Origin of the sequence: uncultured Eubacterium sp. (assembly GCF_934561735.1) — a bacterium.
Taxonomy (GTDB): Bacteria; Bacillota; Clostridia; order Oscillospirales; family Acutalibacteraceae; genus Eubacterium_R.
Map to the genome: position 1 here is coordinate 37,637 of NZ_CAKTGT010000004.1, position 21,838 is coordinate 59,474.

Consider the following 21,838-nt stretch of genomic DNA (forward strand, 5'->3'; position numbering starts at 1 on the left):
TCCTTTCAAGTTAAAAATGTTTTTGTAATAATCGGTTTTAATAAATCAACAGCAAAAACACATTCGCCCGAAACGGAAATTTTGGCGTAACAATCGTTCAAATAAATTGTTCATAACCAATCTCCTATTGCCTACTGCACAAGTAGGTTTTGTTGTTATGTTTGCATTATAACCTATAAAACCCACTATGTCAATAGGTTTTATGTATTTTTTTCAAAAAACTTGACAACACCCCTTTTATATGGATAATGATATTAGGTGATATAATGAATAAAGAACAGTTATTATATATATTAGAGAGTGTTAAAAACGGCGGATTATCTCCTGCCGAAGCACTGAACAAAATAAAACTTGCACCGTATGAAGATATAGGCTTTGCAAATGTTGACACTTCACGCTCACTCCGTCACGGGGTAGGAGAAGTGATATACGGCAAGAGCAAGACCGCCGAGCAAATAAAAGCAATAGCACAAAAACTGCTTGACAGCGGAGAAAAAACGGTGCTCATCACAAGAATTGACAAAGAAAAGGCAGAATATATAAACAAAACCATACCGCTTGACTATGACGAAGAAGCAAGGACGGCGGTTGCCGGAATTATACCAAGACCGAACGGAAAAGGCAAAATAGTTGTTTGCTGTGCAGGAACATCGGATTTGTACTGTGCAAAAGAGGCGGTAATCACGGCAAAAGCATTCGGCAACGAAGTTGTTGAAATGTATGATGTCGGCGTTGCGGGAATACACAGACTACTTGACAAAACAGAAATTTTAGCAAACGCAACGGCTGTTATTGCAATTGCCGGAATGGAGGGCGCACTTGCAAGTGTTGTAGGCGGGCTTGCCTCCTGCCCCGTTATCGCTGTGCCTACAAGTGTTGGCTACGGCGCAAGCTTTGGCGGAGTTTCGGCTCTTTTGGCTATGCTCAACAGTTGTGCAAGCAATGTCAGTGTTGTTAATATAGACAACGGCTTCGGTGCGGCATACATAGCAAGTATGATAAATCATCTGGAATAACATATGAAAAGTTTATATTTAGAATGTAATATGGGTGTGGCAGGCGATATGCTCTGTGCTTCTCTGCTCGACACTCTTAATGAAAAAGATAAAGAATATATAATAAATAAATTAAATACATTATTAAGCGATGTAACCGTAAGCCTAAATACTACAACAAAAAACGGTATCAAAGCATCAAAATTTGATGTTAATATAAAAAAAGACGGACACACTCACACGAGCATATCCGAAATATACAATATTATTGACAGTTTTGACCTGCCGCAACAAGTCAAGGAAAATGCAAAAGCTGTGTACAAACTTATTGCCGAGGCAGAAAGCAAGGTGCACGGCACAACGGTTGCCGATGTTCACTTGCACGAAGTCGGTGCAAAGGATGCCATAATCGACATCACCGCGTGCTGTTTGCTGATTGATTATTTGCAAATTGACAAAACCGTGTGCTCACCGATTGCAACAGGCTTTGGCGAAGTCAAAACAGCACACGGAATTATGCCTGTTCCTGCTCCTGCAACTGCGGAACTATTAAGTACGATACCGTGCTTTACGGGCGACATAAAAAGTGAGCTGACAACTCCGACAGGCGTGGCACTTGTCAAATTTTTTGCAAACGAGTTTTCCGCTTCAAACGGCGAATACGAAAAAGTCGGCTACGGTGCAGGCACAAAAGACTTTGAAAAGCCGAACATCATAAGAGCTTTTATCAAAGAAAGCGACACCGACACGGTGTTTGAACTTCGCTGTCAAATCGACGATATGACGGGAGAGGAACTTGGATATGCACTGAACAAAATGCTCGCCCTCGGTGCAAAAGACGCATACATCAAGCCGATTATTATGAAAAAGAGCAGACCCGCCTTTGAATTTACGGTTATCTGCTCCCCTGCCGACAAAGACGAACTTACAATCCAGATGTTCAAACACACAACAACGCTTGGCATAAGGCAAATTGAGTGTGTTCGTGCAATTCTCGACAGAAAAATATACGAAAAAAACGGTGTTCGCATCAAGCGTTCGCACGGCTACGGCACACAAACCGAAAAAATTGAATTTGACGATATTGTAAAAATTGCGGAAGAAAACGACATCTCGGTTTTTGAAGCAAGAAAAATGATTGAAAAATAAAAACGCCCCTGTAAAGATTTTCTCTTTACAGGGGTTTGTGCTGTATTATCTTGCTTTTGTTGCGATTTCGGTTACGATTCTTGAAAGGAATTCGTCAACAGAGGTTGCACCCTCGTCACCGTTCTTTCTTGAACGAACAGAAATTGTGTTTGCTTCAATGTCCTTATCACCAACAATAATCATATAAGGAACTTTCTCCATTTGTGCGGAACGAATCTTGAAACCTGTCTTTTCACTTCTGTCATCAAGTTCGCAGCGAACGCCTGCTGCCTGAAGTTTTGACATAACCTCACGGCAATAATCCTGATGTCTGTCTGCAACAGGAAGGAACTTAACCTGAACAGGAGAAAGCCAAGTCGGGAATGCACCTGCATACTTCTCGATAAGGAGAGCAAGAGTTCTCTCATAGCAACCGATTGAAGTTCTGTGAATGATATATGGATTTTTCTTTTGACCGTCCTTATCTACATATTCCATACCGAACTTTTCTGCAAGCATTTGGTCGATTTGAATAGTAACAAGGGTGTCTTCCTTGCCGAATACATTTTTGATTTGAATATCAAGCTTAGGTCCGTAGAAAGCAGCTTCGCCGATACCGATTTTATAATCAATGCCGAGGTCGTCAAGGATAGTTTTCATAACGCCCTGTGCTTCATCCCACTGCTCTTTTGTGCCGATATACTTTTCTGTATCTTCAGGGTCCCACTGTGAGAAACGATAGGTCAAATCCTCTTTGAGTCCCAAAACTTCCATCATATAGTTTGTGAGCTCAAGACAAGCCTTGAATTCGTCCTCAAGCTGATCGGGACGGCACATCAAGTGACCCTCTGAAATTGTGAACTGACGAACACGGATAAGACCGTGCATTTCGCCCGATGCCTCGTTACGGAAAAGAGTTGATGTTTCGTCATATCTGAGCGGAAGGTCACGGTATGATCTTGCTCTGTTGAGATATGCCTGATACTGGAACGGGCAAGTCATAGGACGAAGTGCGAATACTTCCTTGTCCTTTTCTTCATCACCGAGAACGAACATACCCTCCTTATAGTGGTCCCAGTGACCTGAAATCTTATAAAGGTCCGATTTTGCCATAAGAGGAGTTTTTGTAAGCAACCAACCTCTCTTTTCTTCCTCGTCCTCTACCCAACGCTGGAGAGTTTGGATAATCTTTGTACCCTTTGGAAGAAGAATAGGCAAGCCCTGACCGATGTAATCAACTGTTGTGAAGAGTTCAAGCTCTCTGCCGAGTTTGTTGTGGTCACGCTTTTTAGCCTCTTCAAGAGCGGCAAGATGTTCTTCAAGCATTGAAGCCTTAGGGAATGCGGTACCGTAAACACGGCAAAGCATCTTGTTTTTCTCATCGCCTCTCCAGTAAGCACCTGTGCACTGTGTAAGCTTAAATGCCTTTACAACCTTCATATCCATAAGGTGAGGGCCGGCACAAAGTTCTGTAAATTCGCCTTGCTCATAAAAACTGATCGGTTCGCCTTTTTCTGCGTGTTCCTTGATAAGTTCAATCTTATAAGGCTCATTCTTACTTTCCATAAGAGCAATTGCTTCGTCAACAGGAAGTTCAAATCTCTTAATTTCAGGATTTTCCTTAACAATTTTCTTCATTTCGGCTTCGATCTTTGCCAAATCTTCAGGTGAGAATGACTTTTCAACATCGAAGTCATAATAGAAACCGTTATCAATAGCAGGGCCGATAGTAAGTTTTGCTTCAGGATAAAGGCGTTTAACAGCCTGTGCCATAATATGAGAGGCGGTGTGGTTAAATGCCTTTCTGCCGTCCTCATCATCAAATGTGAGTATTTCGAGGCTTGCGTCGGTATCAATAACTGTTCTCAAATCTTTAACTTCGCCGTTGATTTTGCAACAGGTTGCGTTTCTGAAAAGTCCCATAGAAATGTCTTTTGTGATGTCGGCAGCCGTTTTTGCTTCGTTATACTCTAAAACAGAGCCGTCTTTTAATGTGATTTTCATAATCTCATTCCTCCTTAAAAATAAAAAAACACCCTGATAAACAGGGTGAATAAATATCCACGGTTCCACCTGAATTGCGATAAAAAATATCGCCGCTCAACGCTCTGTAACGGGAGCACCCGACCTGTATTAAAGGTACTCAGAGGTGGTAACAGACTATGTTTGATACATCCTTTCACCTGCCGGATGCTCTCTGAAATCTTGCAAAGAATGCCGTGTCCTCATCAAAGTTTTTGCTTTTAAAAGTATAATAGCACTGTTGATTTTGTTTGTCAAGTAACATTTTTTCAATCTCTAAACACAGTACCGTACTCAAAATATTTTCTTGACAAATACTATATATTGAAGTATTATATTTGTGACATTCTGTATATAAACCTATTGTATATGGGACTTACAAATGTCAAAATTGCATAAAACTGTACCTTTTCTGATGAAATTAACAATTATGTAAAAATTTAGAACAGAAGGAGGTGCTATTGATATGATAAGTATTGTTATTACTATAATTATTGCCGTTATATGTGCAGTGCTTTTTGCCGTACTCGGATTTTTGTTCGGATATACCAAAAGAGGAAAATCGGACACAGCAAAAATCGGTGATGCTACAGAACAGGCAACAAAAATTTTGAATAATGCTCTTTCAGAAGCGGAGAACACAAAGAAAACTCAGCTTTTGGAAACAAAAGACGAAATACACAAGCTTCGTTCGGACGCAGACAAAGAAATCCGCGAAAGAAGAAACGAAGTTCAAAAACAAGAAAAAAGACTTAACCAGCGTGAAGAATATCTTGATAAAAGAGCTGACACTCTGGAAAAGAAAAATGAAAGTTTAAGTGAAAAAATTAAGTCGGCAGATGACAAATTACTTGAAATCGATGGCATCAAGAAAAGTCAGTTTGATATGCTTGAAAGAATTTCGGGCTTATCACAAGAGGATGCAAAAGCTCAGCTTATGAGCTCGCTTGAATCCGAACTTGATATTGAAAAAAGCAAGAGAATTCTTGAGCACGAACAGATGATTAAGGACCAAAGCGATGTAATCGCAAGAGAAATCATCGGTACTGCTATTCAGCGTTGTGCGGCTGACCACACCGCCGAAACCACCGTATCGGTTGTTTCGCTTCCGTCAGACGAAATCAAGGGACGCATCATAGGCAGAGAGGGTCGTAACATCCGCTCTATCGAAAAAATCACCGGTGTTGAACTCATTATCGACGACACGCCGGAAGCTATCACAGTAAGTTCATTTGACCCTGTAAGACGAGAAATCGCCCGCCTTACACTTGAAAGATTGATTCAAGACGGTCGTATTCATCCTACAAGAATTGAAGAGATGTACGAAAAGTCAAAGAGAGAAATCAATCAAACAATCAAAGCAGAGGGTGAGAAAGCCGTTATCAGTGCCAACTGCGGTTCTGTCCATCCTGAGCTTGTAAAACTTTTAGGTAAACTCAAATACCGTACATCATACGGACAAAGCGTACTTAAACACTCACTTGAAGTATCGTACATTGCAGGTCTTATGGCTGCCGAACTCGGAGCCGATGAAAAGCTTGCAAGAAGAGCAGGTCTTCTTCACGATATAGGCAAGGCTCTTGACCACGAGATGGAAGGAAGCCACGTTGCCCTTGGTGTTGAATACGCAAGAAAATACAAAGAAAACGAAGCTGTTGTTCACGCAATTCAGGCTCACCACGGTGATGTTGAATGCAAGACAATAGTTGCCTGTCTTGTACAGGCTGCCGATGCGGTTTCCGCTTCAAGACCGGGTGCAAGAAGAGAAAACATCGAGCACTACATCAAGCGTTTGCAACAGCTTGAAGAAATATCCACAAGCTTTAACGGTGTTGAAAAAGCATATGCTATTCAAGCAGGCCGTGAAGTAAGAGTTATGGTTAAGCCGGATGTTATCTCTGACCAAAAAATGCCATACATTGCACATGAAATTGCAAAGAAAATTGAAGAGGAAATGGAATATCCGGGTCAAATCAAGGTTAATATCATCCGTGAAAGCCGACACTCAGATGTTGCAAAATAGTATAAATTAACTATTACATTCAATAGGGTTGCCGTGCGGTAACCCTATTTTACATTATGAAAGGAATTCATTATGATTAAACATATTGTTTGTTTTAAACTCAAAAACAACAGCGAAGAAGAATGTAACAAAGCCGCAGAGATTTTACGCTCAATGGAGGGCAAAGTAGACCTTATTCGTGACATTGAAGTCGGCGTTGACTTTTTACATTCGGAGCGTTCATACGATATTATTTTACAAGTTGTTTTGGACGACGAAGAAGCACTTGAAAAATATCAAAACGACGAATACCATTGCAATGTTGTAAAAAAACATATGCATGCCGTTCGTGAGTCATCGGTTGCAATAGACTACAATATTTAATTTACACTTATAATTATAAACCGCGGACACTCAACCTGAGGAAAAGAGAGGATAGGCTATGTTCAGAATTTTAGTGGTGGAAGACGATGCAGACCTTAACAGCGCCGTTTGCACATATTTAAGAAAAAACGGATTTGATGCAGAGGGCTGTTACAATACAACGCAGGCATACAGTGCCATGTACGATAATGTACACGATTTGATTATATCGGACATTATGATGCCGGGTGAAGACGGATTTGAATTTGCCAAAAACATCCGAAAACTAAGCACAAATATTCCTATTTTGTTTATGACTGCAAGGGATGACATTGCATCAAAGCAACTTGGATACAATTTGGGTATTGACGACTATATGGTTAAGCCTGTGAATTTGGATGAGCTTATTATGCGAATCAACGCCCTGCTCCGCCGTGCCAAAATAGCCGAAAGCAAAAAAATCAACATCGGTAAGCTCAGCATAAACGCAGATGAGAGAAGCGTAAGCTATGACGGTGAGGAAATCAATCTTACATCAAGAGAATTCAACATTATATACAAAATGCTTTCTTACCCGAAAAAAACATTTTCGCGTACACAGCTTATGGACGAGTTTTGGGGTGCGGAAACGACCTCGGGCACAAGAACGGTAGATGTTTATATGACAAAACTGCGTGACAAATTTTCAAAGTGCAAGGAATTTGAAATCGTAACGGTTCACGGCTTGGGCTACAAGGTGGTTATAAATGAAAACTGCGAATAAAACAAAGCGTACTGAAACAGCAGATTTAAAACGAAGAAAAGTTAATTACAAATATCACATCAGAAATGTCATAAACTCTTTTTTGTTTATGGCACTTCTTGTTTGTCTTGCAACACTCGGTACGGTCAGCGTTTTAAGAGCGACAAACGAACAAGTTCCGTTTTTTGAAAGCACAAATGACTTCAGCGAACTTCTTTATTTTTCAATAATTCTTGTGATTTTTTACACGGTTTGGCAATTAGTATTCACCCGACTTTTGATTGAAAAGCCCACAAAAGAATTTGCAAACGCAAGCGAAAAGGTTATTCACGGAGATTATTCGGTAAGAATAGATATGGACAATCTTCGACTCGGAAGTTTGGAATTTATAAACATTGCCGACAATTTTAACATAATGGTTGAACAACTCGGCAAGGTTGACAGCCTAAGCAACGACTTCATAGCAAATGTGTCGCACGAGATGAAAACACCGCTTGCTGTTATTCAATCCTATTCCACCCTGCTGCAAAATTCTGATTTGAGCGAAGAAGAACGCCGGGAATATTTAACCAAAATTTCTTCTTCAACTCAACAACTTTCAACTCTTGTTTCAAACATTTTAAAGCTGAATAAAATAGAAAACAATCATCCGAACATAAAAAAAGAAAGGTACAATCTTACCTCTCAACTTTCGCAATGCCTACTTGATTTGGAAAATCTTTGGGAAGAAAAAAATCTTAACATCGAATTTGATGTTGAAGATGATTTGTACATAAATTCGGATGAAGAATTGATGAAAATTGTGTGGTCAAACCTCTTTTCAAACGCAATAAAATTCACTCCCGCCGAAGGAACAATACGCGTAAAGTCTGAGCAAATCGGCAATAAAATCGATATTACGGTAAAAGATTCCGGTTGCGGAATGACCGAAGACACAAAAGAGCATATTTTTGAAAAATTTTATCAAGGTGACACATCCCATTCCGAAAAAGGCAACGGACTCGGTTTAGCTTTGGTAAAGAAGATAATTGACTTGACAGGAAGTGACATAGAAGTTCAAAGCGAGCTCAAAAAAGGCACAACCTTTACAATATCCTTATACAACTGAAAAACATATGTTATGACAGGAAGCGACAATGCCCGACGGTTTGTCGCTTTTTCTTTTATGTACTAATTTAATTAATTTATTTATATTATATAAATATTTATATATTAATTGACAATGCAGTAAATAGATGATATTATAAATAATGACATTTAAACTGAAAGCGGAGGTTACTCTTAATGGATCAAACAACAGAAAACAAAGATATTGAAATAGATCTCGGCAAAATCTTTTACAAGATGCGCGACAAGTTTATTTACATTATCATCATCACTATTATTGCCGCAATAGCGTCGGGACTTATTACACACTTTGCAATAAAGCCAAAATATTCGGCTACAACAACAATGTATGTATATTCAAACACCGACAGAATTTCAACAGATTCAACAATCACATCAACAGAACTCACCGCATCGCAGGACTTGGTAAATACATACATTTACATCCTTAAAAGCGATACTGTTCTTGAAGCTGTAATTAAGGATCTCAACCTTAATGTTTCCACAAACGCACTCAAAAGTGCAATCAGTGCAAGCCAGGCAGACAAAACCGTTGCATTTGAAGTTACGGTTACTGCCCGCTCGCCTAAAATGGCAGCAAAGGTTGCCAACTCAATCGCAAAAATTGCACCTAAAGAAATAGTAAGAGTTGTTAAAGCCGGCGGTGTTGAAATTATCGACTATGCAAAAATTCCTACAAAACCGTCATCGCCTAACCTTTCGCTCAATGTTACGGTTGCGGCTTTAGCAGGATTTTTCATCTCTTTCATTGCATTCTTCCTTTATGAATTGTTTGACACAACAATCACAAGCGAAAGAGATCTTGTAGGCGAATTTGATATTCCTGTTCTCGGTACCGTACCTAACCTTACCGGAAACAACGAACAAAGTCCGTATCAAAAAGACCCTAAAATCGTGGGAACAAAAACCGTTAACAAAAAATCGGACAGTGAATTTGTGCTGAAACCGAGTGATGAAATACTTGAAAACATCCAACATGCGAAAGGAGATGACAAATAATGTTTAAGAAGAATAAAAACGCCGCAAACCGTTCACTTTCGTCAAATGACCCGTCAAAACTTTTGAATACAAATTCTGTTTTTGCCGTTAAAGAAGCATATAATTCAATAAGAACAAACCTTCTTTTCACTCAGCAAGGCGAAAAATGCCCTATATTTGTCATCACAAGTCCAACCGCAAACAACGGCAAGACCATCAATTCCGCAAACTTGGCTATCAGCTTTGCTCAAATGGGCAAAAGAACCCTTATAATTGATGCCGATATGAGAAACCCTTCTTTGCACAAGCTTTTCTCATTAAGTTCAAGAAACGGTCTTTCGGAAATCCTTGCCGGACTTACCGACAACATCACTGTTACCAAAACAGAGATTGAAAACCTTTCAATCCTTACATCGGGCAAAATTCCGCCTAACCCTACAGAACTTCTTGCCTCTCCGAGAATGGACAAATTGCTCGGCTTTGTCAAGGAACATTACGATTGCGTATTTATCGATACTCCGCCTATCAACATTGTAACCGATGCTACGGTATTTGCACAAAAGGCAACGGGATACATTTTGATTGTCAAGACCGACACAACAAATGTCCCTGAGCTCAAAACAACCGTTGCAACATTGGAGAGCATCGATTCAAATATTTTGGGCTTTATTCTCAACGATACAAACAGCGAAAAGAAAAAATATTATTCTTACTACAGAAAATACAGCAGAAACTACTCATACAACTATAAATATACATACGGAAACAGCAAAAAATAATTATATTATCGGGTGTTAAAAATGGACAAAAGAGCAAAAACACTGTTTTGGTTGGAATTCGCTGTTGACTTTGCGTCACTTTCGATTTCCACCGGCATATCTTACATAATCGTTAGGTATGTCATAGGCAAAATAGACGAAACCAATACACCGTGCCAATGGCTGGGATATGTTTTGTGCCTGCTTGCAGCATTTTTAACAAGTTATTTTTTGTTCCACACAAATGTCAACCTAAAGTTCAGAAGCAAGATATCTGAGATTGTAAGCACATTAAAAAACAACATACTTGTTTTTTTGATTTTTGTTGCCCTGCTTGCTTTGGTAAGAGAGCCTCTCATTGCCAACAGAACTATGATAGGCTTGTCATTTATTATCTTTTCGTTTTTTACTGCCGTAGGAAGATATTTTCTTAAAAGATCTCTTACGGGCGGTTATACTCAATCAAAATCAAAGCTGACATCTTATGTCGGAGTACTGACAACAAAAGACAGAGCCGAAGAATTCATCGGCGGATTAAAAAAAGATTGGTCTATAAATATCACCGGTGTTGCCCTTCTTGACAATTTTGTTGAAAACGGCAGATTTACATATGACAAAAACTTTGAATTCGGCTCGGAATATACAAACGAAAAAATTCGCACAAGAAAAAAGATAAAGTTTCCGCACATTGTTGCCGATGATGTGCCTGTAATCGCAACCGACATCCGATTTATAGATTGGATAAGAAAGACAACGCTTGATGAAGTTTTCATCAACCTGCCTTATTGCGAAAGCAGTGATGTTTTTGAAATAGTTGAAGAACTTGAGGGCATGGGCGTAACCGTTCATCTTAACATTCCTTCACTTGACAATATGCTCAACGAAAGTACCTTTAACAACATTAACTGCAAGATTTATTCGGGCTATCCCCTTGCAACATTTTCAGCTGCCGTGCACGACGGCACACAACTTGCCATCAAAAGAATTATCGATATAATCGGTGCCCTTGTGGGAATCATTATTTCAATACCGATTATAGCAATAACGGCCGTGCCGCTCCTTATTGAATCACCGGGTCCGCTTTTCTTCAAGCAAGAGCGTGTGGGACAAAACGGCAGGCTGTTTAACATTTACAAATTGCGTTCTATGTACAAAGATGCCGAGGAGCGTAAAAAAGAACTTATGGCTCACAACAAAATGGACGGTCTTATGTTCAAAATGGACAACGACCCGAGAATTACAAAAGTCGGCAGAGTTATAAGAAAACTCAGCATAGACGAATTGCCGCAATTTTTTAATGTTCTTAAAGGCGATATGAGCCTGGTGGGAACAAGACCTCCTACGGTAAAAGAGTTTGAGCAGTACGAAAACCGCCACAAAAGACGCCTTTCTATGCGTCCGGGAATTACGGGAATGTGGCAGGTAAGCGGCAGATCAAACATCAATGACTTTGAAGAAGTTGTAAAACTCGACTGTGAATACATAGATAATTGGAATCTATGGCTTGATATACAAATTCTTTTAAAAACAGTAAAAGTTGTACTCACCCACGAAGGAGCGGAGTAATTTATGAAGATCGCAATGATTGGACACAAGCGAATTCCGTCAAGAGAAGGCGGGGTTGAAATTGTTGTATCCGAACTTTCAAAGCGTATGGTAAAAGACGGGCACACTGTTGTTGCATACAACAGAAAAAGTGAGCACATAGCCGGAAAAGAGCACGAAATTGCAAGCGACCTCAACACATGGGAAGGCGTAGAACTCAAGTGGATACCTACGCCGAACTCATCAAAACTGAATGCGATTGTATACAGTTTTTTATCAACCGTAAATGCAATTTTTCATAAATTCGATGTAATTCACTTTCATGCGGAAGGTCCAGCATCAATGGTTATACTTGCAAAACTTTTCAAAAAACGAAGCATTGTAACCATTCACGGACTCGACTGGCAAAGAAGCAAGTGGGGCGGATTTGCCACAAAATTTTTAAAATTCGGCGAAAAGGCAGCGGCAAAATATGCCGACGAGGTAATAGTTCTTTCGCAAAATGTAAAAGAATATTTTGCAAAAACATATAACAGAGAAACCGTGTTTATTCCAAACGGAATATCCCCTGCCGAAAATATCAAAGCAAACATTATAAAAAGCAAATACAATATTGACAAAGATGAATACATACTTTTTTTGGGCAGACTTGTTCCGGAAAAAGGCATACATTATCTTATTGACGCATATAACCGAATTGATACGGACAAAAAATTGGTTATTGCCGGCGGCTCAAGTCATACAAGCGAATATGAAACAGAACTCAAAAAAGCCGCAAAATCAAACCAAAATATTATTTTCACAGGCTTTGTCGAAGGCAAGGAACTCGAAGAACTTTATTCAAACGCATACATATATTGCCTGCCGAGTGATTTGGAAGGTATGCCGATAAGCCTGCTTGAAGCTATGAGCTACGGCAATTGTTGCCTGACATCAAACATTTGCGAATGTACCGAAGTGTGCGAGGACAAAGCCGCATATTTTGAAAAAAGCAATGTTGAAAGTCTTACACAAAAACTTGACGAACTTTGCCTCAACAGCGAGCTTGTAAAACAATATAAAAACAATTCGTCAGATTTTATTTTAAAAAAATACAACTGGGACAAAGTGACCGAAAGCACCCTGAGTTTGTATAGGAGAAACAAGTAAAGAAGGATTACAATGGCAAAAAAACTAAACGGAACAGTAATTGTTACATATCGATGCAATGCAAGATGCTCAATGTGCAACAGATACAAAGCACCTTCAAAACCGGATGAAGAAATAACCGTGGAAACGATAAAAAAGCTTCCGCCTATGTATTTTACGAACATAACGGGCGGCGAGCCGTTTATCAGAACGGATTTGAAAGATATAGTAAGAGAACTTTACAAAAAAAGTGACAGAATAGTTATATCCACAAACGGATTTTTTACGGACAGAATTGTTGATTTATGCAAGGAATTTCCGCAAATCGGCATTCGTATTTCCATTGAAGGTCTTGAACAGACAAACAACGAAATCCGCGGACTTGATGACGGCTTTAACAAGGGCTACAATACACTTAAAAAGCTGGTTGACATGGGAATGAAAGATGTCGGCTTCGGTATGACGGTGCAGGACAAAAACGCTCCCGACCTTGTTCCGCTTTATGAGCTTTCAAACAAAATGGGAATGGAATTTGCAACAGCTTCGCTCCACAACAGTTTTTACTTTGTTGAAGCAAAGAATAAAATCAACGACAGACCTATGGTTGCCGAAAATTTTGAAAAGCTCATAAATGAATTGTTGGCATCCAAAAGTCCTAAAAAGTGGTTTAGAGCATATTTTAATCACGGATTAATCAACTATATTTACGGTCAAAAAAGACTTTTGCCGTGTGATATGAGTTTTGATACTTTCTTTATCGACCCTTACGGAGATGTTATGCCGTGCAACGGAACAAAAGACAAGGAAGTAATGGGCAACCTAAACGAACAAAGCTGGGATGAACTTTGGAACAGCGAGCAGGCAGATAAAGTCAGAAATAAGGTAAGACATTGCGACCGAAACTGCTGGATGATAGGCTCGGTTTCTCCTGCAATGCACAAATACATTTGGGTGCCGGCACTTTGGGTAGTAAAGCACAAATTGAAGTTTTGGACAAAGAACAAATACTCAATGTATGAAAACAAAATTGTTTGCGACTACCGTGACGGAAAAGTCACAAAAGACGAACTTGACAGACTCTCCACCTGCGATATGAACGCCGTAATCAACAACGGACTTTCGGCGGCTTCTATGGAACAACTCAAGGACAAAACCGGCGAAGAAATTGTTGACGCCGACATTAAAGCTCAGCAAACAGTTTGACTTATTATCAAATAACAAGGTGATTATATGGATAAAAAATTAAAAATTGCAGTGGCAGGCACCGGATATGTAGGGCTTTCCATCGCAACTCTTCTCAGTCAACATCACGAAGTGTGGGCTGTTGACATTATCGAAGAAAAAGTTAATTTGATAAACAGCAAAAAATCACCTATACAAGATGAATATATAGAAAAATATCTTGCCGAAAAAGAACTTAGCTTAACGGCAACGACAAATCAGGAGCAGGCATACACAAATGCCGATTTTGTTGTAATTGCAACGCCGACAAATTACGACAGCGAAAAGAACTATTTTGACACTTCGGCTGTTGAAGCGGCTGTTGAAAGTGCAATGAAATATTCGCCCGATGCGGTAATTATTATAAAAAGCACAATTCCTGTTGGTTATACAGAAAGAATAAGATGCAAGTACAACAACGAAAACATCATATTCAGCCCTGAATTTTTAAGAGAATCAAAGGCTTTATATGACAATTTGTATCCGTCAAGAATAATTGTGGGCACAGACCTTGAAAACAAGGAACTGACACAAAAAGCAAACGAATTTGCCGCTTTGTTACAGGAGGGAGCAATAAAAGAAAACATCCCTACCTTGATTATCGGCTACACAGAAGCAGAAGCGGTTAAACTTTTTGCGAATACATATTTAGCTCTCAGAGTTTCGTACTTTAACGAACTTGACACATATGCCGAAATTAAGGGACTTAACACGCAGGAAATCATCAAAGGCGTATGCCTTGATGACAGAATCGGCGACCATTACAACAATCCGTCATTCGGCTATGGCGGATACTGTTTGCCTAAAGACAGCAAGCAGTTGCTTGCCAATTACAAAGATGTGCCGCAAAATCTTATAAAGGCGATCGTTGACAGCAATGACACAAGAAAAGATTTTATTGCAAATCAAGTGCTTGCGGCTGCCGGTTACTCAAAAGACAACGACAATGTTACAATAGGTATTTATCGCCTGACGATGAAAACAAACAGCGACAACTTCCGCCAAAGCTCAATTCAAGGCGTTATGAAACGACTTATAAACGCAGGAGCAAATGTAATAATTTACGAGCCGACGCTCAAAGAAAAAACATTTTTTGACTTGAAAGTCGTTAACGATTTAAACGAATTCAAAAAGCAAAGCGACACCGTTTTGGCAAACAGATACGACAGTTGCCTTGACGACATAAAATCAAAAGTTTACACAAGAGATATATTTAAAAGAGATTAGGTGACGGTATGAAAATACTGATTATTCGGTGTTTTCCGCAATATATGGAGGTTGAAAACGCCTCCTACAATATTCAGGAAATCGGTCTTGCACGGGCACTCGTAAAAAAAGGACATCAATGCGACATTGTTTTTTGGACCGATAAGGAAGAAAAAGAAGTGCATATTGATGTTGACGGCAAAACCGATATTACCGTATTTTACAGACAATCAAAAGTATTTTTGAAAAACGCATTTTTTGATATTGACGATTTGATTAAAAAATACGACATTATCGAGCCGAGCGAATACAACCAACTTGCGGCTTGGAAATTATCAAAGAAATATCCCGACAAAACTGTTATTTACCACGGTCCGTACTATTGCGAGTTTAACAAAAGATACAACGCAATGTGCAAAGTGTTTGACAAAATCGTTTTGCCCGCATACAAAAAAAACGGCACAACATTTTTGGTAAAAAGCGACCTTGCAAATAATTTTTTAACTTCCAAAGGTATAAAAAGTGAAAATGTCACTACCGTGGGAGTGGGTATTGACCTTGACGCATTTAAGCAAAGCGATATAAACGAAATTCCTGACGAAATTAAAGAAATTGAAAATATAAAGGCTGACATCAAGCTTCTTTACATCGGCAAAATCGAGGAAAGACGAAATATTCCGTTTTTGTTTGATATTCTAAATGAACTTAAAAACAGAAATGTAAACGCCAAGCTTGTAATGATAGGAAACGGCGACGAAGAATATTGCAAAAATTGTTTTGACTATGCAAAAAAATGCGGCGTTTTCGACAGCATTTACCATATAAAAAAGGCAGAGCAAAAATACTTGCAATACGCATACAAAAACACCGATATATTCCTTCTTCCGACAAGATACGAGATATTCGGTATGGTATTGTTGGAAGCAATGTACTTTGGCACACCTGCAATAACAACAAAAAACGGCGGAAGCCAAATGTTGATTGAAAACGGCATTGACGGTCAAATTATTAACGAATTTGACGCAAAAATATGGTGCGACAAAATCATTGAAACATCGCACAACTCAACCGAAATATCACAAAACGCCCATAAAAAGATTACCGAAAAATTTACATGGGATGTTTTGAGCGACAAATTCATAAGTACATATGAAAAGAAGATAAACAATGAAAATTCTACTTGTTAACAAATTTCACTATCTGCGTGGCGGAAGTGAAAAATACTACTTTGAACTTGCAAATTTACTGAAAAGCAAAGGACACACGGTTGCCTTTTTTTCAATGAAACATCCGGAAAACATAACAACCGGCGACAAGGAATATTTTGTTGACGAAATTGATATGAACACAGGCTCAAAGTTAAAAGCTTTTGATGTCATATATTCGGGCACAAATAAAAAGCTGATGACAAAAGCACTTGAAGAATTCAAGCCCGATATTGTACACATCAACAATTTTCAGCGTCAGCTTTCGGCTTCAATCATAGATGCAATTAAGGAAAAAAACATTCCGATTGTTATGACGGCACACGATTTGAACCCTATTTGCCCGGCAAGCATTATGCTGTATGACGGTAAAATATGCGAGGATTGCCTCACCAAAGGCTACACCGAATGTATAAAGAAAAAGTGCATAAAAGACTCCACACTCAAAAGCGTTTTGGGTTGTTTTGAAAAGAAATATTACGACGCTCACAAGATATTCAAGAAAATAGATTGTATTATCTCCCCGAGCGAATTCAGCAAAAAGCAATTTGAAAAAGGCAAACTTAATTGCAACGAAATAAAGGTTTTGCACAATTTTGTAAACGAAACCGAGCACAAAGATTATGTAACCGGAGATTACGCCTTTTATTTCGGCAGACTTTCAAAAGAAAAAGGAATCATAAATCTTATAAAAGCAATCAACCAAATTGACGATGCAAAACTCCTCATCGCAGGTGACGGACCTGAAAGAGAAAATATCGAAAACTACATCAAAGAACACAATCTCGGTGAACAAATTACTCTTTTGGGCTACCAAAACCAAGATAACATCAGAGAATACATAAGGAATTCGAGGTTTGTGGTTGTTCCATCAATTTGTTACGAAAACTGCCCTTATTCGATTTTGGAAACACTTGAGATAGGCAAGCCTGTTATCGGTAGCCGCATAGGCGGTATTCCGGAACTTATCAGCGATAATGTAAACGGTTATCTTTACGATTTTGACAGTGTATCTCAATTAAAGGACAAAATGCAGCAGCTTTTTGCCGATGATGAAAAAATCAAGGAATTTTCAAAAAATTCAAGAATACTCTTTGAAAAGAACTACTCTCCAAACGAATATTACAACAGTTTGATAAAAATATACGAGAGTTTAACAAAATAACAGGAAGACCAAAAGAATGAAATTAAATGTACTCAAAGCTTGGTATGCTGCTGTAATGGCGTTTTTTATGTTCAGCGAGCGTATGTGGTTTTTAAGAGCTATTGACAAAATGCACATAAAGCATTACATACTGATTATAACAATATTTTTAAGCATCATTATACTTAACGGGAGAAAAATCAAACAGATTAAAGAATTTTTCCCCATATTTATATCAACGGGGATATTATATATAATATCGCTGTATTTCCAATTAAAAGAAGGCAGATTTAAGCTTTACTCTCTTGAAGAAGTATATTATCTTATAATTCCGCTTGTTTTTATAATTATCGTTTACAACAGTACACAAAGGAACTATATGGACGATTACATAAATATGTTTTTTGCCATATGTATAGTATGCCTTATTATATCGTTTATAAGATCCGGAAAACTCAATGTTGCAAACTTTTTGTTGCTTTTCAACTTCAATACATTATTTATTGAATCCGAGTCCCCTATTATGGAATCGGACTTGAGTAACTTCTTTACACTGTTCTACCTGTATTACTTTTATAAAAAAGATAAAATCAGGCGTATTATTGCTCTGTTTTTCTGCTTTTTGGCATACAAAAGATTTGCCTTTTTGTATGTTTTGGTTGCCGCAGTTATACTCAGATTTGTCCAAAGGAACAAAAAAACTCCAAAAAGTTTGATGTATATTACAATGGCGGGCTTTATCATCGCTCCGTTTATCACATACTACATATGCGATGATACATTTGCAAGCTGGTTCTATCAAAAAACGGGACTTGACTTCAACGAATTTACTCAAACGAGATTTGAAATCATCAATGCCGTTATTGACCAACACCTTATAAATTACGGCTTGGGTACCGTTTCGGCTTTCCTTGAGCGTCGCGGTGTAGGCGGTCAGTACAATATGCACAACGACATTTTGAGAATATATATGGAAACAACGATTGTAGGAACAGTATCGCTTACATATTCTTTCTTCACCGTATGCAAAAACAACATTTATCAATACATTATTATGCTGTTTATCTTCTGTGAGCTTTATGTAAACCACTACTTGGGCACGGGTTCCGTTGCATTTTGGTTTGTAGCCTATTTGATGCTAGTACAACTCAATGTTTCGCAAAACGAATACAATCAAAGATTGGCAAAGCGTACGGAGGACGAAATAAAATCTCAACTCAACCCTATTGTAAAAGAGAGCAACTGATATGATAAAAAACAAAATATTTGATACCTACGACAAGCTCCGCAGAGTTTACAGGCAAATCAGAGTTATAACAATCCGAGACGGCTGGAAAAAAGCCGAATATCTAAAAAAACATCATATTTTTCACCATATAGGCGACAACTGCTTTTATTGCACAAACATTTTGCCGGCAGAACCGTTTTTGGTTTGTTTGCACAACAATGTTTCAATATCCGCAGGAGTAAGGCTGATTACACACAGTGCACTCAACGCAGTTCTCAACAACGAAGACAACTGCAAGGATTATTGTTGCAAGTATGACAAAGTTGAAATCAAAGACAATGTATATATCGGTGCCAACGCAGTTATCAATTATGGGGTAACCATCAACGAAAACTGCATTGTTGCCGCAGGTGCGGTTGTTACAAAAGATGTTCCGGCAGGAAGCGTTGTGGGCGGAGTTCCGGCAAAAGTCATCGGCTCATACGATGATGTAAAGCACAGACTCAAAGAGGACTCAAAAGAGTTTTTGGAGCTTGAACCGCCGAGAACCGTTTTGAGAATGATAAAAATTCATCCTATAGAATTTGATATAGACAAAGAGAGTTAACTATGAAACAAAGCGCAAAAAGCAACTATTTGTTTAATGTAAGCTATCAGGTTTTTGCATTGCTGGTGCCGCTTGTAACAACACCGTACATATCGCGTGTTTTGGGTGCCGACGGAATAGGAACCTACAGTTATACATATTCGATAGTCAGATACTTTTGGCTGTTGTCCGCTTTGGGAATAGCAACTTACGGCACAAAAGCCATAGGCATTTGGCAGGAATCAAAAGAAAAACGAAGCGAAATTTTTTGGGATATTTTTTCTTTAAAATTCATATTATCAACAGTAATGATTGCCGCATACTTTTTATATGTGGCATTTATTGCCAAAAACAAAAGCATAGCCGCAATTCAAAGCATTTACCTTTTCGGCGTGCTGTTTGATATTTCCTGGTTTTATCAGGGAATGGAAGATTTTAAAAAAATCAGCATACGAAATTTTATCACAAAAATATTGAGCGTAATATTTATATTTGCGTTTGTAAAAGAAAAAAGCGACCTCCCCGTTTACATTATCGGTCATGCAGGATTTTTGCTTTTGGGCGTTATTATTATATGGTTTCCGCTTAAAAAATACATAAACAAACCTAACATAAAACATTTGAAGCCGTTTAAATGCTTTATGCCGTCGCTTATGCTGTTTATACCAAGCATAGCAACACAGATATTTGCAGTGCTTGACAAATCGATGATAGGCTGGCTGACAGGCTCAATGGAGCAAAACGGATACTATGAGCAAGCATTTAAAATTATTGATATGATAATGGTTATCGTAACAACGCTCAGCACGGTTATGATACCTAAAGTTTCAAGAGAATTTAAAAACGGCAACAAAGATATTGTTGTAAAATCTCTTGACACATCATTTAAATTCATATTCTTTTTGAGCCTGCCTATGTGTTTGGGTGTAATAATAGTTTCGCCTATATTTGTGCCTTGGTTTTTTGGCAACGAGTTCACTCAAGCAACCTCAATTCTTCAAATACTCAGCGTTTTGTTTATATTTACGGGACTTAACAGCGTAACCGGCACGCAGTACCTGATTTCCACAAATCAAACAAACAAGCATATCATAATGCTTCTTATAGGCGGCGGCGTTAATGTTTTATGCAACTTTTTGCTTATTCCCAAAATCGCCGCAAATGGAGCCGCCATCGGTTCTTTGGTAGGTGAAATTGTTATTGCGATACTTGAAATAAGTTATTTGCAAATTACAAAGCAATACAAATTTACAAACATTATAAAAAGCTGCTACAAATTTGTCATTGCGGTTTTGATAATGAGTGCCGTTGGGTTTGCAATAACAAAATTTATGCCGAGCACGGTTTTGACAATGATACTCACCGCGGTTATATGTGCCGCTATCTATGTATTTGCTTTGCTGTTGATGAAGGAAGAATTTGTTTTAAACGAAGCAAAAAATATAATCAAAAGGATAAAGAAACAATGAAAACTATTGCATATTTTATTCCGTATTTCGGCAAATTGCCCGAAAGTGTAAATATGTGGCTACTGTCGTGCAAAATGAATCCTACCGTTAATTGGGTTCTTGTTACCGATGATAAAACACAATACAACTATCCGGATAATGTAAAAGTTGTATACTGTACCTATGAGGACTTCAAGAAGAAAATTCAGGATAACTACGACTTTACCGTAAACATTTACAAACCGTGGAAACTGTGTGAATTTAAGCCTGCATACGGAGAAATTTTTGCCGACCTGCTTCAAGGATATGATTTTTGGGGGCAGTGCGATATGGACCTCATTTGGGGCGACATAAGGAAATTTGTCACCGATGATATGCTGGAAAAATATGACAAAATCGGCTTTCAAGGTCATTCGACCCTCTACAGAAACACCCCGGAAAACAACGCAAGATACAAAAGTGAAATTCCCGGACTTCTTTCATACAAAGAAGCATTTGCTTCCGACAGAGGTCATTGCTTTGACGAAGTGGCTATTACGGAAATTTTTGACAAGCTCGGACTTAATCAATACACAGAAACAAACTTTGCCCACCTAAGTGCATTTTCAAACAGTTTTTACTTGGGTCACTTAGATAAAAGTGAGGACTACAAAAACAACCGTCAGGTTATAGTTTGGAAAAACGGCAAAATTTTCAGATATTACAATCATAACGGCAAAATGTATACCGATGACGAATTTATGTACTTCCATACATTTATGCGTCCTATCAAATACAAAATCGACAAGTATGACGAAAACTGTGTTTATGTTGCATATCCGGATGTTATTAAACGAATTGACGAAAAAGAACTTACATATGCCTTTGTCCAAAAGCACGGAACCTGCTCAATGCCGAAATTTTACATTCGCCTTGCTTGGAAAAACAGAAAAAAACTTACCGTAAAGAAAGTAATCAAAGGACTTAAACTCAAGCTTAAATGGAAAAAAAGCCAATAAAAAAAGCTCTCAT

At 38.5% G+C, this 21,838-nt stretch carries 19 protein-coding genes and 1 other annotated feature; of the genes, 18 read left to right on the forward strand and 1 reads right to left on the reverse strand.

The genetic code is table 11. The annotated features are described in order from the left end of the window. Window positions 1-266 precede the first annotated feature (266 nt). Both larB and larC read left to right on the forward strand, forming a co-directional pair. Window positions 267-1,016: a nickel pincer cofactor biosynthesis protein LarB gene (gene larB / locus Q0E08_RS04905; RefSeq protein ID WP_294777574.1), complete on the forward strand. Its 750-nt coding sequence runs from the start codon at window positions 267-269 to the stop codon at window positions 1,014-1,016. 3 nt (window positions 1,017-1,019) lie between these two features. Then, the gene (gene larC, locus Q0E08_RS04910; protein WP_294777575.1) at window positions 1,020-2,144 is read left to right on the forward strand and encodes a nickel pincer cofactor biosynthesis protein LarC; all 1,125 of its coding nucleotides are present in this window, start codon (window positions 1,020-1,022) and stop codon (window positions 2,142-2,144) included. Window positions 2,145-2,189: 45 nt separating this feature from the next. On the opposite strand, the gene thrS is transcribed toward larC, so the two are convergent. Next, on the reverse strand, window positions 2,190-4,130 hold the full coding sequence (gene thrS, locus Q0E08_RS04915) for a threonine--tRNA ligase (protein WP_294777749.1): 1,941 nt from the start codon (window positions 4,128-4,130) through the stop codon (window positions 2,190-2,192). A 35-nt stretch (window positions 4,131-4,165) separates the two neighbouring features. Continuing rightward, window positions 4,166-4,364: a binding site (T-box leader), on the reverse strand. A gap of 247 nt (window positions 4,365-4,611) precedes the next feature. Here thrS and rny point away from each other — a divergent pair. The 16 genes from rny (at window position 4,612) to Q0E08_RS04995 (ending at window position 21,825) form a co-directional block, all read left to right on the forward strand. Beyond that, the gene (gene rny / locus Q0E08_RS04920; protein WP_294777576.1) at window positions 4,612-6,168 is read left to right on the forward strand and encodes a ribonuclease Y; all 1,557 of its coding nucleotides are present in this window, start codon (window positions 4,612-4,614) and stop codon (window positions 6,166-6,168) included. A gap of 72 nt (window positions 6,169-6,240) precedes the next feature. Next, the gene (locus Q0E08_RS04925; protein ID WP_294777577.1) at window positions 6,241-6,531 is read left to right on the forward strand and encodes a Dabb family protein; all 291 of its coding nucleotides are present in this window, start codon (window positions 6,241-6,243) and stop codon (window positions 6,529-6,531) included. 58 nt (window positions 6,532-6,589) lie between these two features. Beyond that, window positions 6,590-7,273 (forward strand): response regulator transcription factor, encoded by a 684-nt coding sequence (locus Q0E08_RS04930; RefSeq protein WP_294777578.1) that lies wholly within the window; start codon window positions 6,590-6,592, stop codon window positions 7,271-7,273. Next, window positions 7,257-8,360, forward strand: a complete 1,104-nt coding sequence (locus Q0E08_RS04935; RefSeq protein ID WP_294777580.1) for a HAMP domain-containing sensor histidine kinase — start codon at window positions 7,257-7,259, stop codon at window positions 8,358-8,360. Before Q0E08_RS04930 ends, Q0E08_RS04935 begins: the two co-directional genes overlap by 17 nt. 176 nt (window positions 8,361-8,536) lie before the next feature. Next, complete coding sequence (locus Q0E08_RS04940) at window positions 8,537-9,379, forward strand: YveK family protein (protein WP_294777582.1); 843 nt, start codon at window positions 8,537-8,539, stop codon at window positions 9,377-9,379. Continuing rightward, window positions 9,379-10,137, forward strand: coding sequence for a CpsD/CapB family tyrosine-protein kinase (locus Q0E08_RS04945; RefSeq protein ID WP_294777584.1), 759 nt, complete (start codon window positions 9,379-9,381; stop codon window positions 10,135-10,137). Before Q0E08_RS04940 ends, Q0E08_RS04945 begins: the two co-directional genes overlap by 1 nt. 21 nt (window positions 10,138-10,158) lie before the next feature. Beyond that, entirely contained in the window at window positions 10,159-11,682 is a 1,524-nt protein-coding gene (locus tag Q0E08_RS04950; RefSeq protein ID WP_294777586.1) for a sugar transferase, read from the forward strand. Window positions 11,683-11,685: 3 nt separating this feature from the next. Beyond that, window positions 11,686-12,810, forward strand: a complete 1,125-nt coding sequence (locus tag Q0E08_RS04955) for a glycosyltransferase family 4 protein (RefSeq protein ID WP_294777588.1) — start codon at window positions 11,686-11,688, stop codon at window positions 12,808-12,810. A gap of 12 nt (window positions 12,811-12,822) precedes the next feature. Next, complete coding sequence (locus Q0E08_RS04960) at window positions 12,823-13,992, forward strand: radical SAM protein (RefSeq protein ID WP_294777590.1); 1,170 nt, start codon at window positions 12,823-12,825, stop codon at window positions 13,990-13,992. 27 nt (window positions 13,993-14,019) lie between these two features. After that, the gene (locus Q0E08_RS04965) at window positions 14,020-15,237 is read left to right on the forward strand and encodes a nucleotide sugar dehydrogenase (protein ID WP_294777592.1); all 1,218 of its coding nucleotides are present in this window, start codon (window positions 14,020-14,022) and stop codon (window positions 15,235-15,237) included. Window positions 15,238-15,245: 8 nt separating this feature from the next. Further along, window positions 15,246-16,403 carry a glycosyltransferase family 4 protein gene (locus Q0E08_RS04970; RefSeq protein ID WP_294777594.1) on the forward strand — a complete coding sequence of 386 codons (1,158 nt, stop codon included), beginning with the start codon at window positions 15,246-15,248 and terminating at the stop codon, window positions 16,401-16,403. Next, entirely contained in the window at window positions 16,384-17,586 is a 1,203-nt protein-coding gene (locus Q0E08_RS04975) for a glycosyltransferase family 4 protein (RefSeq protein ID WP_294777596.1), read from the forward strand. The genes Q0E08_RS04970 and Q0E08_RS04975 overlap by 20 nt, the downstream gene beginning before the upstream one ends. A 16-nt stretch (window positions 17,587-17,602) precedes the next feature. After that, a complete protein-coding gene (locus Q0E08_RS04980) occupies window positions 17,603-18,811 on the forward strand; it encodes a hypothetical protein (protein WP_294777597.1) in 1,209 nt (402 codons plus the stop codon). Window position 18,812: 1 nt separating this feature from the next. Continuing rightward, window positions 18,813-19,400 carry a DapH/DapD/GlmU-related protein gene (locus Q0E08_RS04985; RefSeq protein ID WP_294777599.1) on the forward strand — a complete coding sequence of 196 codons (588 nt, stop codon included), beginning with the start codon at window positions 18,813-18,815 and terminating at the stop codon, window positions 19,398-19,400. A 2-nt stretch (window positions 19,401-19,402) separates the two neighbouring features. Continuing rightward, a complete protein-coding gene (locus Q0E08_RS04990; protein WP_294777601.1) occupies window positions 19,403-20,848 on the forward strand; it encodes a flippase in 1,446 nt (481 codons plus the stop codon). After that, entirely contained in the window at window positions 20,845-21,825 is a 981-nt protein-coding gene (locus Q0E08_RS04995; protein WP_294777603.1) for a DUF6625 family protein, read from the forward strand. The genes Q0E08_RS04990 and Q0E08_RS04995 overlap by 4 nt, the downstream gene beginning before the upstream one ends. Window positions 21,826-21,838 lie beyond the last annotated feature (13 nt).

What these genes read in the sequence shown, in the direction of transcription:
- Q0E08_RS04930 (WP_294777578.1), top strand. Translation starts at nt 6,590, where the DNA reads ATGTTCAGAATTTTAGTGGTGGAAGACGATGCAGACCTTAACAGCGCC.
- larC (WP_294777575.1), top strand. Translation starts at nt 1,020, where the DNA reads ATGAAAAGTTTATATTTAGAATGTAATATGGGTGTGGCAGGCGATATG.
- Q0E08_RS04940 (WP_294777582.1), top strand. Translation starts at nt 8,537, where the DNA reads ATGGATCAAACAACAGAAAACAAAGATATTGAAATAGATCTCGGCAAA.
- larB (WP_294777574.1), top strand. Translation starts at nt 267, where the DNA reads ATGAATAAAGAACAGTTATTATATATATTAGAGAGTGTTAAAAACGGC.
- Q0E08_RS04935 (WP_294777580.1), top strand. Translation starts at nt 7,257, where the DNA reads ATGAAAACTGCGAATAAAACAAAGCGTACTGAAACAGCAGATTTAAAA.
- Q0E08_RS04955 (WP_294777588.1), top strand. Translation starts at nt 11,686, where the DNA reads ATGAAGATCGCAATGATTGGACACAAGCGAATTCCGTCAAGAGAAGGC.
- Q0E08_RS04950 (WP_294777586.1), top strand. Translation starts at nt 10,159, where the DNA reads ATGGACAAAAGAGCAAAAACACTGTTTTGGTTGGAATTCGCTGTTGAC.
- Q0E08_RS04990 (WP_294777601.1), top strand. Translation starts at nt 19,403, where the DNA reads ATGAAACAAAGCGCAAAAAGCAACTATTTGTTTAATGTAAGCTATCAG.
- Q0E08_RS04960 (WP_294777590.1), top strand. Translation starts at nt 12,823, where the DNA reads ATGGCAAAAAAACTAAACGGAACAGTAATTGTTACATATCGATGCAAT.
- rny (WP_294777576.1), top strand. Translation starts at nt 4,612, where the DNA reads ATGATAAGTATTGTTATTACTATAATTATTGCCGTTATATGTGCAGTG.
- Q0E08_RS04975 (WP_294777596.1), top strand. Translation starts at nt 16,384, where the DNA reads ATGAAAATTCTACTTGTTAACAAATTTCACTATCTGCGTGGCGGAAGT.
- Q0E08_RS04945 (WP_294777584.1), top strand. Translation starts at nt 9,379, where the DNA reads ATGTTTAAGAAGAATAAAAACGCCGCAAACCGTTCACTTTCGTCAAAT.
- Q0E08_RS04970 (WP_294777594.1), top strand. Translation starts at nt 15,246, where the DNA reads ATGAAAATACTGATTATTCGGTGTTTTCCGCAATATATGGAGGTTGAA.
- Q0E08_RS04965 (WP_294777592.1), top strand. Translation starts at nt 14,020, where the DNA reads ATGGATAAAAAATTAAAAATTGCAGTGGCAGGCACCGGATATGTAGGG.
- Q0E08_RS04995 (WP_294777603.1), top strand. Translation starts at nt 20,845, where the DNA reads ATGAAAACTATTGCATATTTTATTCCGTATTTCGGCAAATTGCCCGAA.
- Q0E08_RS04925 (WP_294777577.1), top strand. Translation starts at nt 6,241, where the DNA reads ATGATTAAACATATTGTTTGTTTTAAACTCAAAAACAACAGCGAAGAA.
- Q0E08_RS04985 (WP_294777599.1), top strand. Translation starts at nt 18,813, where the DNA reads ATGATAAAAAACAAAATATTTGATACCTACGACAAGCTCCGCAGAGTT.
- Q0E08_RS04980 (WP_294777597.1), top strand. Translation starts at nt 17,603, where the DNA reads ATGAAATTAAATGTACTCAAAGCTTGGTATGCTGCTGTAATGGCGTTT.